This window comes from Chryseobacterium sp. UF-290 (assembly GCF_058245615.1).
Genome location: NZ_JBSICB010000014.1, coordinates 101044 through 112280 on the forward strand (window position 1 = coordinate 101044; position 11237 = coordinate 112280).

Annotated in this window: 10 protein-coding genes; 2 read left to right on the forward strand and 8 right to left on the reverse strand. The window is 38.5% G+C overall.

All coding sequences use genetic code 11. The annotated features are described in order from the left end of the window. Positions 1-31: 31 nt before the first annotated feature. From AC4IF5_RS15875 to AC4IF5_RS15910, 8 genes are all read right to left on the reverse strand, one after another. Positions 32-856 (reverse strand): flavin reductase family protein, encoded by an 825-nt coding sequence (locus AC4IF5_RS15875; RefSeq protein ID WP_490736172.1) that lies wholly within the window; start codon positions 854-856, stop codon positions 32-34. Between the two features lie 197 nt (positions 857-1053). Next, entirely contained in the window at positions 1054-2301 is a 1248-nt protein-coding gene (gene fahA / locus AC4IF5_RS15880; protein WP_490736174.1) for a fumarylacetoacetase, read from the reverse strand. 57 nt (positions 2302-2358) lie between these two features. After that, positions 2359-2820, reverse strand: a complete 462-nt coding sequence (locus AC4IF5_RS15885) for a hypothetical protein (protein WP_490736176.1) — start codon at positions 2818-2820, stop codon at positions 2359-2361. Between the two features lie 71 nt (positions 2821-2891). Further along, on the reverse strand, positions 2892-4022 hold the full coding sequence (hppD, locus tag AC4IF5_RS15890) for a 4-hydroxyphenylpyruvate dioxygenase (protein ID WP_490736178.1): 1131 nt from the start codon (positions 4020-4022) through the stop codon (positions 2892-2894). Positions 4023-4260: 238 nt separating this feature from the next. Further along, a complete protein-coding gene (locus AC4IF5_RS15895) occupies positions 4261-5049 on the reverse strand; it encodes a hypothetical protein (RefSeq protein ID WP_490736180.1) in 789 nt (262 codons plus the stop codon). Positions 5050-5186: 137 nt separating this feature from the next. Further along, positions 5187-6461: an acetyl-CoA hydrolase/transferase family protein gene (locus tag AC4IF5_RS15900; protein ID WP_490736182.1), complete on the reverse strand. Its 1275-nt coding sequence runs from the start codon at positions 6459-6461 to the stop codon at positions 5187-5189. A gap of 199 nt (positions 6462-6660) precedes the next feature. Beyond that, positions 6661-6792: a hypothetical protein gene (locus AC4IF5_RS15905; RefSeq protein ID WP_490736184.1), complete on the reverse strand. Its 132-nt coding sequence runs from the start codon at positions 6790-6792 to the stop codon at positions 6661-6663. A gap of 182 nt (positions 6793-6974) precedes the next feature. Then, entirely contained in the window at positions 6975-8126 is a 1152-nt protein-coding gene (locus AC4IF5_RS15910; protein WP_490736186.1) for a homogentisate 1,2-dioxygenase, read from the reverse strand. Positions 8127-8247: 121 nt separating this feature from the next. Between AC4IF5_RS15910 and AC4IF5_RS15915 the strand changes: the two genes are divergently transcribed. Continuing rightward, positions 8248-10317 (forward strand): TonB-dependent receptor plug domain-containing protein, encoded by a 2070-nt coding sequence (locus AC4IF5_RS15915; RefSeq protein ID WP_490736188.1) that lies wholly within the window; start codon positions 8248-8250, stop codon positions 10315-10317. Between the two features lie 50 nt (positions 10318-10367). Next, the gene (locus tag AC4IF5_RS15920; RefSeq protein WP_490736190.1) at positions 10368-10775 is read left to right on the forward strand and encodes a thioredoxin fold domain-containing protein; all 408 of its coding nucleotides are present in this window, start codon (positions 10368-10370) and stop codon (positions 10773-10775) included. The last annotated feature ends 462 nt before the right edge of the window (positions 10776-11237 follow it).

The following is an 11237-nucleotide window of genomic DNA, read 5'->3' on the forward strand; positions in this document are numbered from 1 at the left end:
GCCTGAAATCTCAGGCTTCTTTTATCTATTACTATCTAATGGAGAGCAATGTCCAGGCTTCTTCAACCCTACTTTCCAAAAGTAATTTCTGGGCGTCAAGATGAATGTTCTCATCAGCGTGGAAATCTCCGGCAGGGAGCACTTCCGTATTGGCAAGCATTCCGAGGTCATTTCCTGTAAACACTTTGCTGTATTTGATAGCATCCGGCAAAAGATCAAAGCCGATTCCTTTTGTTACCAAAGGTTTAGGCACCTCAAAAAGACTGTTTTCATTGCTTCTGGAATACCAGTTGCTTCCTAAACGGGCTACCATATCAAGTTTTTTCTGATCCGGATTTCCTGCTTCATTCAGGTATTCTTCTCTGATATGAATCTTCTGAACCTCACAGATCACCAGATTTCCGGCACCGCCCTGATCTCCCAAAGATTTTACCTCCAAAACCTTACATTCAAAGTTCACAGGACATTCTTCGATCAGTTTGGGCTGTACAAGATCAGCATCTTTCATCGTGAGACCGGATTTGATAAATTCATTCACTCCCGTTTCGTATTCTGTAGAAGCTAAAGAGATCTGCTGTACGATTGGGAAGTTTACGGTCCCGATCACAACTTCCGGTACTTCCAATACATTTTCCAATGTATGTTTAGTCGTATTGTCACGTACTCTCCTGGATGGTGAAAAGATCAATACCGGAGGAACTGTGCTGAACATATTAAAAAAGCTGAATGGAGATAAGTTGATATTACCGTCTTTATCCACTGTAGAAGCCAAAGCGATAGGGCGTGGTGAAACGGCTGTCTGCATGATTGTCTGCAGCTGTACGGAGGTTATCTCGGAAGGGATTACTGTTTTCATATTTTTATTGAACCACAAAAAAATTACATAATCATAAACCACAAAAGTTTTTTAAATGAAACTGTTTTAATTTTTGACATTTAAATAAGTATATCTTAACATTTTTGTTTTGATAAGCTTAAGTGAATTTCACTAAACCTTATAGGTTTTTAAAACCTATAAGGTTTAATAAAAGACTTAAGTGTTTAAAATAATTATTAAAGTGCTGGAATAATTTTACCGGAAACTTCACCAAAACCTACTCTTACACCATCTTTCTCAGCCCAGGCTTTCATGGTAACCGTATCGTTATCGTCAATGAATTTTCTTTCTTCACCGTTGCTTAGTGATAAAGGATTTTGTCCTCTCCATGTCAGTTCAAGCATGGAGCCGAAAGATTTTGGGTCGCTTCCTGAAATGGTACCGCTGGCATACATATCACCTACTTCCACGTTGCATCCGTTTACGGTGTGGTGAGCCAATTGCTGGGTCATATTCCAGTACATATGTTTGTAGTTGCTTTCGCAGATCAGGTTCTGTTCTCCGTTTTCAGGCTGAATATACACTTCAAGGTTGATATCGTAATTCTTGTCTCCTTCAAATTTCAGATAGTCTAAAACTTCGGGATCCTGTACCGGAGAGGCTGTTCTGAATGGTTCCAATGCTTCAAGGGTAACGACCCAGGGAGAAATGGATGAACCAAAGTTTTTCGCAAGGAATGGTCCTAGCGGAACATATTCCCAGGATTGGATATCTCTTGCGGACCAGTCATTGAAAACCACCATTCCGAAGATGGCGTCTTCTGCATCTTTCGTAGAAATACTTTCTCCCATCTCTGTATTCCTGTTGATGATGAAAGCCATTTCCAATTCAAAATCAAGCTGTTTACATGGTCCGAAAACAGGCTTGTCTGCATCGGCAGGCTTCATCTGACCCTTCGGACGGTTGATTTCCGTTCCTGAAACTACGATAGAGGATGCTCTTCCGTGGTAACCTACCGGCAGGTGCTTCCAGTTGGGTAGTAATGCGTTGGCGGGATCACGGAACATTTTACCTACGTTGGTAGCATGTTCGATGCTGCTGTAAAAGTCTGTATAATTCGGGATGTGAACAGGCATCATCATTTTTACTTTGTCAAGATCATAGAAAGCTTCTTCAATTGTTTTCTGATCTTTTGATAATGTTGATCCCTCCTGCAATAAAGCCTGGATTCTTGTACGGACAGCATTGGTAACGGGTTTACCGAGTTCGATAAATTCGTTGATGGTATAGGCTTCAAAAACATTGTCGTCCAATCCTTCAATGTCTTCAAAATAACTGAGATCATACAGTGTTGCAAGATCGATAACCTGATCTCCGATCCTTGTACAGCATCCGATATATTCTTTATTAAAAACTGCTACTCCGAAAGGAATATTATGTATAGAAAAATCCGAGTTTGAGGAATAGTCTACAAATGATTTCATAAGTTTAGATTTAATTTGGATTAAAATATCATCCTGAGAAACTGTTTCCCCGAATGTTTATTTTGCCTTTTTAGAGTAAGATTGTTCATCAATCCATCTGTCTTTGGTATTGACGTCGATAAGATACAGAATATTATCTTGTTTGGTCAATAGTAGGGTTTTTGTGACAGGCATAGGGATCTTTTTATTCTCAAGCATATCTGCCCTTAAGGAAATAATATTTTTTTTTCTGATAATGTCACCCGTAAAAACATTTGAGCTGCTTTCTCCGGTGGCCTTATCATCAAAAACCTCTACATAAGTAGCGTTCTTTCCTTTGATAATAATAAAATCTCTTTCCGTATGGTCTTCTTCGTCCTTGATGTAAACAAACTTTTTGTTGTCAATGTTTACCTGCTCAAGATTCTGATTGATACCTTTTCTTTCTTCAAGTCGTTTAAGGATCTCATTCAAAGTTCCATATTGGGCTTTAAGCCCTAAGGTTCCGAGAAGAAACATCCCGATTAAAAATTTTCTCATATACTGTGTTTTATAAAAAAGTTTTGCCAGAACACTGTATCCTGACAAAACTTAATATTTTTAACGTAAAATTAAAGATTACCTCTTCTTTCCTGCTCTCTTTCCAATGCTTCAAATAAAGCTTTGAAATTTCCGGCACCGAAACTCTGCGCACCATGTCTTTCAATGATTTCGAAGAATAGGGTAGGGCGGTCTTCTACAGGCTTGGTAAAGATCTGAAGCAAGTACCCTTCTTCATCATGATCAATAAGTATACCTAACTCCTGAAGTTTTTTTAGATCTTCATCGATATGGCCAACTCTTTCAGGAACCATGTCATAATATGCTTCCGGCGGAGCAGAAAGAAATTCTACCCCACGTTTTTTAAGCTCGCTTACGGTATGGATAATATCTTTAGTAGCAACAGCGATGTGCTGTACGCCTTCTCCTTCGTAGAAATCAAGGTATTCTTCCACCTGAGATTTCTTTTTACCTTCTGCAGGCTCATTGATAGGGAATTTTGCATATCCGTTTCCGTTGGACATTACCTTAGACATCAAAGCGGAATATTCTGTATTGATCTGTTTGTCGTCAAAAGAAAGGATGTTTACAAATCCCATTACTTTTTCATACCATTCTACGGTAGGGATCATTCTGTCCCAGCCCACGTTTCCTACACAGTGGTCTACATACAATAGACCGGCTTCTTCAGGCTTGTAGTCACTTTCCCATTTTTCATAGCCAGGCATGAAAGCTCCGTTATAATTTTTTCTTTCCACAAACATGTGAACAGTTTCTCCGTAGGTATAGATTCCGGACATTCTTACTTCACCATGCTCATCAGTTAAAGTTACGGGCTCCAAATATGGTTTTCCACCTCTTTTGGTAGTTTCTTCGAAAGCTTTATAAGCGTCATCTACCCAAAGTGCCAGAATTTTTACTCCGTCACCGTGTTTTTTTACATGCTCACTGATAGGAGAGTCAGATTTAAGTCCGGTAGTTAATACCAATCTGATCTTTCCCTGTTGAAGCACATAAGATGCACGGTCTCTTACTCCTGTTTCAGGACCCGCATAAGCTACAGACTGAAAACCGAAAGCGGTTTTATAATAATGGGCAGCCTGTTTTGCATTTCCTACATAAAACTCAATATAATCTGTACCGTTGATCGGCAAGAAATTTTCTGCTTGAGCTATTTTCTCGGCAAATGTAAGTGTTGACATATTTTCTCTTTTACTTTTATTTTATTGGTATGCAAATTACAAAAAACTTGGATATGGCGAAAATATTACCGCCGAATCCTCAAATATATTTAACATAAAGTTAAAGAAAAGTTTACTTAAGTATATTTAAGTTCCATATGTTTAAAATCAACCGCTTACATTTGTGATACAAAAGACAAGTGAAAAAAAAATATTTCGAACATGAAAGCCGCAGATCATCTCTGCGGCTTCCTTATTTCTATACGGTTTCTATTTTTCGGTTTAATCTTCCGGCATCCGGGTTATAATTGTCCCAGATCTTCCAGGTATCGCCCACTTTTTTGATAAAGTAGATCTGTGTACTCAGCTGATTGACAAAATGCTCTTCCCCTGTTTCCCCGACTTTAAACAGCAGATTCCAGAATTCCTGGGATTCCAGTATTTTTTTGTCCGGCTCGTCCGTAACGATATTGATATCAAAAACTTCGTAGTTGGAACGGTTGTTTTTGGTTACCAGATGAAAGTCTTTGTCACACAGTTCTTTACTGAATTGTGATGCTCTTTCCAGGAACGGAGAATCGTCAAATACCAGATCTTTTAAAAGTGTGGTATTGTGGCTCGGAAACAATTTGTAAAATTCAAAAGCTGCCGCGCAATAATCGTAAACCATCCTGGTCGCAAATGAATTGTCATCTGCTTCCTGATCACTCTTTGTATGCTTTAGAGAAAGAATATAATCATTAAGGTCTTTATATCCCAGAAAGATACATATTTTGTCTAAGGTCTTCAGGAACCTCAGATCATTATGGGTTTTGTCCTGATAATCGTTTTCAAAAAAACGCTGAAGGGTGACATGCGAAATGGTATTTCCAATTTCGAACTTTTTCCCTCCTTTTAGTTCCTCAGCCTCAGATAGTTCATCTTTAATGATTTCGGAAAGAATAATATAATGGCTTCTCTTCCATTCATTCACATTCCCCAAAACAGAATTCCTTACTTTCGAATGCTTTACAACTTCTTCTCGTATCGAATTATATATAGTCTTCAATTTCCTTGTTTTAGAAAGAGTTTTATCAAAAATACTGCCAAAATTTTAACGCTTTTTTACTGTTTGTTTGGCTGGATTAAAAATATGTTTTTTAATCCTAAATAAAAATAGAATACAGAAATTTTATCTGCTGATTATCAGTGTTTAAATCTTTCAAAAGCAGCTCTTTCCAACATTTCCCTGTCATCGGGGTGTGCAATGCTGATAAGCTCCTGCGCTCTCTGACGTAGATTTTTCCCATACAGATAAGCAGTACCATACTCTGTCACCACGTAATGGATATGCCCTCTTGTTGTCACTACACCAGCCCCCTGTTTAAGATAAGGAACAATTCTGGATACCCCTTTTTTCGTTCTGGAAGTGATCGCGATAATGGGCTTTCCGTCTTCTCCCAATGCCGCCCCACGCATAAAGTCCATTTGTCCTCCGATACCGCTGTACTGCATGGTTCCGATTGAGTCGGCACATACCTGCCCTGTAAGATCGATTTCGATGGCAGAGTTGATCGCTACCATTTTCTTGTTTCTCATGATATTGATAGGGAAGTTTACCTCACTTACATCTCTGAAGGCAAAAACAGTATTGTCATCCACATAATCGTACAGCTTGCGGGTCCCGAAACAGAAGCTTGTAATGGTCTTATTATCGTTGTAGCCTTTATATTTATTATTGATTACGTCATTCTGGATAAGATCGATCGCTCCGTCGCTCAGCATTTCCGTGTGGATTCCCAGATCCTTGTGGTTGTGCAGACATTTTAAAACAGCGTCAGGAATTGTTCCTATACCCATCTGAAGCGTTGATCTGTCTTCAATAAGTTCTGCTACATTTTCACCTACAAGCATTTCTTCCGGACCTACTTTTGACCCATAATCTACCGTTGGAAGCTCTTCTTCATGCCAGACCAGTTTATGGATCCTGCTGATATGGATCATACCGTCTCCGTGGGTTCTCGGCATTCTGGGATTGACGACTGCAACAATGATCTTCGCGGTATCCACAGCTGATCTCGCGATGTCCACGGAAGTTCCCAGTGTACAGAAACCATGTCTGTCAGGAGGGGAAACCGTTACCAGAGCCACATCCAATGGAAGAATGTTCTTTTTGAATAAAATTGGGATTTCACTTAAAAATACAGGGATAAAGTCACCCCTGTCCGAATTTACGGCATCACGCACCGGTGTAGATACAAATAAGGAATTGATGAAAAATTTATCTTTGTATTCGGGTTTGGCTATTTCCACATTTCCCTGCTGGGTAATCGAAACCATTTCTACATTTTCCAGCCGGTGTGACTGTCTTGCCAATTCATCGATCAGGTAGTTCGGGGTACATGCACTGCCGTGGAAAAATACACGGTTGCCGCTTTTTATTGTATATATTGCTTCTTCAGCGCTTATATAATTATGCATACTTTATTTTTTTAATAATATTCATGGTAAGTGTTGATATTATTTTTTACTTCATAAAATATCTATCTTTTCTCAAAGATAATCTTTATATTTTTACTTTTTCCAAATATTTTACGGATATGAGAAGACTTTTATCATATTAAATACAAATAGTTGAATTTAATAAGAATAATGGGCCAAATACACTGCATTCGGTCCTTTATTCTGTATTGGTGAAATTTTTAGTTGGAGATTTCGACTTCTGTGGGCTGCCGTCTTTAATAATTTTTACAGCATTTTCAGCCGTTGTTACTTTCTGGTGTAGACTTTCTAATCTGATTCTTTCTAACATGTAATATTGATTTTGGTTTAAACCACCATTACTTAGGGTGTGTTATGAAAAATAATGATGGTTAAATAGGTTAACCATACCTCACAAATTTACGAAAAAAGACGCTTTAAATAAAGGATTTAAAGCGTCTTTTGTATGTATTCAGCAATAGTTTTTACTGTCATTCAGAAGATTTCACGGTTTTATTCCAGCCATGAAGTTTTATATGAAGGATCTTCCACTTTTAAAGCTTCTTCCGTAATTTTTAAAGGACGGAAAGGGTCTACCATTACAGCGTATTCTTCAGTGAATTTTTTACCGATACTTCTTTCCATTGCCCCTGGGTGGGGTCCATGTACGATTCCTCCCGGGTGAAGGGTGAAGTCCATCAGGTCGATATGGTTACGGCTCATAAAGTCGCCTTCCGTATAGAATAAAACCTCATCAGAATCAATATTGGAGTGATTATATGGAGCAGGAATCGCTAACGGATGATAATCATACATTCTTGCACAGAATGAGCAGACTACGAAATTGTGCCCTTCAAAATTCTGGTGCACCGGTGGTGGCTGATGAATTCTTCCGGTAATCGGTTCAAAGTTTTTAATATTGAATTTATAAGGATAGAAATAGCCGTCCCAGCCTACAACATCGAACGGATGTGTAGCATAGATGAAATCTGTGATCTGGTTTTCTTTTTTTACTTTGATCAGGAATTCTCCTTTTTCATCTTTAGGCTCTTTGAAAGCAGGGGCTATAATGTCTCTTTCGCAGAACGGGGAATGTTCCAAAAGCTGTCCGAACTCATTTCTGTATCTTTTCGGAGTATAGATAGGAGAGTGGCTTTCCAATACAAAAAATACCGTATCGTCAGACTTCAGTTCCACCTGATAGATCGTACCTCTCGGAATAATAAGATAATCGCCGGTCACAAATTCAAGATCTCCTATAAATGTTTTTAAGATCCCGTTTCCCTGATGAACATACAAAAGCTCATCACATTCAGCATTTTTATAGAAATAATCCATCGATTTTCTTGGCTTTGCCAATCCCATTTTCAGGTCATTGTTCATCAACAGGATCTTTCTGCTGTCCATAAAATCATCTTCAGGAGTAACGTTCATTCCTTTGAACATTCTTGGGGCAACATTTTTTTCTACTGCAATTTTAGGGGTTACATCCTTGGGCTCACCGATCGATTTGATCTGTGTAGGGCGGTGAATATGGTATAACAGGGAAGAAATACCATGAAAGCCCTCTGTTCCGAAAAGCTGCTCATAGTAAAATTTATCTTCCTGAGACTTAAAGATAGTGTGTCTTTTTTGTGGGATATTTCCCGCTAGATGATATCTCATTTTACTTTCTTATGTAGTTTCTCAAATTTAGTCATTTTTTACGAATCGGCTTTATCAATATTGATCTTGATGTTTTGTATTTAAAAAATAATTGTTAGATTTGTCTAACAATTTTAATTTCATGAAGCGAATATTATTTTCTATTACTTTTTTATCATCATACTGTTTTGCCCAGGAAACAGACAGCTTAAGCTTATATCAAAATAAAAACACAGACTCTGCACGGGTTTCCAAAAAAGAGATCAGGACGAGCAATATTGAGGATGTAGTGGTGACCGGAACCATAAAACCGATCAGCAGATCAAAAAGTCCTGTGGCAGTAGAGATCTACAGTCAGAAATTTTTCCAGAAAAATCCAACTCCAAGTATTTTTGAAGCGATAGCCATGGTGAATGGGATAAAACCGCAGCTGAACTGTTCGGTTTGTAATACAGGCGATATCCATATTAATGGTCTTGAAGGCCCTTATACAATGATCCTGATCGATGGGATGCCTATTGTAAGCTCACTTTCCACGGTATATGGGTTGAGCGGAATTCCAAATAGTCTGGTAGAAAGAATTGAAGTGGTGAAGGGCCCGGCTTCTTCTATCTATGGTTCTGAAGCGATGGGAGGAGTAATTAACATCATCACCAAAAATGCATTAACGGCTCCTAAACTGAGCGTAGATCTTATGACCAGCACATGGAGCGAGAACAATCTTGACCTCTCCACAAAATTTAATGTCGGGAAGAATGCCGCTTCATTATTAAGTTTAAATTATTTCAGTTTTAAGGAAAGAATAGACCAGAACAAAGATAATTTCACGGATACTACTTTACAGAGCAGGATTTCTGTTTTCAACAAATGGAATTTTAAAAGAAAGGAAAACAGACAGGCAAGTTTTGCCATGAGATATCTGTATGAAGACCGTTTTGGGGGAGAAATGCAATGGAATAAATCATTCAGGGGAAGTGATGAGGTATACGGAGAAAGTATTTATACCAACAGGGCGGAAGTCTTCGGATTGTATGAATGGCCGATGAAAGAGCATATCGTAACCCAGTTTTCTTATAATTACCACGATCAGAATTCTTTTTACGGAACCAATCCGTTCAATGCCCTTCAGAAAGTGGCTTTCGTACAAACGTATTGGGACAGAAGCTTCGGAAAGCATGATATCACAGCAGGACTTACTTTTAAAAGGACTTTTTACGATGACAATACTCCGGGAACCTTAGCATCGGACGGAGTGACCAATGCGCCGATGAAATCTCCGATCTGGGGAGCATTCATCCAGGACCAGTGGGATATTAACGAGAAAAATACGTTATTGCTGGGCTATCGGTATGATTATGATAAAGTGCATCATTCTGTACATTCGCCCAGACTGGCCTGGAAGTTTTCCCCCAACCCTTATCATACCCTGAGGTTCAATTTCGGAACGGGTTTCAGGGTAGTTAACTTATTCACAGAGGATCATGCTGCTTTAACAGGTTCCCGTGAAGTGGTGGTAAAATCTGATCTGGAACCTGAAAGATCGGTCAACGGGAACCTGAACTATATCTGGAAAATTCCTGTAGGAAACCGAATGCTGAACCTTGATGCTTCCGCATTTTATACCTATTTCAGTAATAAGATTGTGGGGGATTTTGATTCGGATCCTGATAAGATTATTTATGACAACCTTCACGGATATGGAATTTCAAGAGGAGCTTCATTGAATGTGGATTTTACCTTTCAGTTTCCTCTAAGCGTCAATCTGGGAGTGACCTATCTTGACGTATTCCAGAAATATGATGATGAAAATCAGAAAACCCAGCAGCTGCATGCGCCGAAATGGAGTGGAACCTATAATCTGACCTATAAATTCCCAAGTAATCTGACGATAGATTTTACCGGTCAGTTTTATGGTCCGATGAGGCTTCCTGTTTTACCGAATGACTACCGTCCGGAATATTCACCTTTTTATTCTCTGGCGAATATTCAGGTTTCCAAGAGTTTCAAATCCGGATTTGAAGTGTACTGCGGGGTAAAAAACTTATTCAACTTTACGCCTAAAGACCCTCTGATGAGGCCGTTTGATCCGTTTGATAAATATGCAGATGATCCTATAAGCAATCCCAACCACTATACTTTCGATACCGCTTATGGCTATGCTCCTATGCAGCGTATCAGAGGATTCCTGGGAGTAAAATATACTTTAAAATGAAAACTTTTGCTTTATTTTTAATGTTAGTGCCCTGTTTTTATCTGTCTCAGATGAAGACAGGCACTTTTTCAGAATTGGAAACTCAGCAGAAAGATAATCCTAAACCTGTAGTAATCCATCTCTACACAGACTGGTGTGCAGTCTGTAAGATCGAGTCTTTTAACCTTAATAAAGATAAAGACCTGGTTGATATTATGAATGAACATTTTTATTTTATCAATTTTGAGGCTGAGAAGATGAAGGAAAAGATTCGCTTTCAGAATCAGGAGTTCAGTTATCTATCCAATGGAAGCTCGGGAATTCATGAGCTGGCACTGGCTCTTTCAAAAAATAAAAGTCAGCCTGTTTATCCATTATGGATTATCCTGGATAAGAATCAAAACCTGGTTTATTATCATGAAGGGCAGTTTACTGCTGAAAAAATGAAACAGAAACTGCTGGAAGTTTCTGCTTTGTGAATTGTGTGATTTTGTTGGGAAATGCAAAGACGCAGGTTTTCTTTGTAAACTGTTTTTTGTTTATATTATTTCCCGCGGATTTCACAGATACCGCGGATGTTTGCAGAAAAATCTGCTCAATCTTCAAGATCTGCGAGAGAATTATAATCGTCACGAATTTCTCTTTTATTTGTGCATTCGTGGCGAATAAATGATAAAGTTTATCTGGATATATTTTCTTTTCTTGTATGTTTAAAAATACTCTGTTACTGAATTTTTTGCGTTTTCCAACCTATCAAAAGAATGATCTCCCGCGGATTTCACAGATACCGCGGATGTTTGCAGAAAAATCTGCTCAATCTGTAAGATCTGCGAGGGGATTATAATCGTCACGAATTTCTCTTTTATTTGTGTATTCTAAGACATGTGCAAATTATATCTTATTAAATTTACAAAAGGTTCCTCTCTTTTTACCACTGCAAA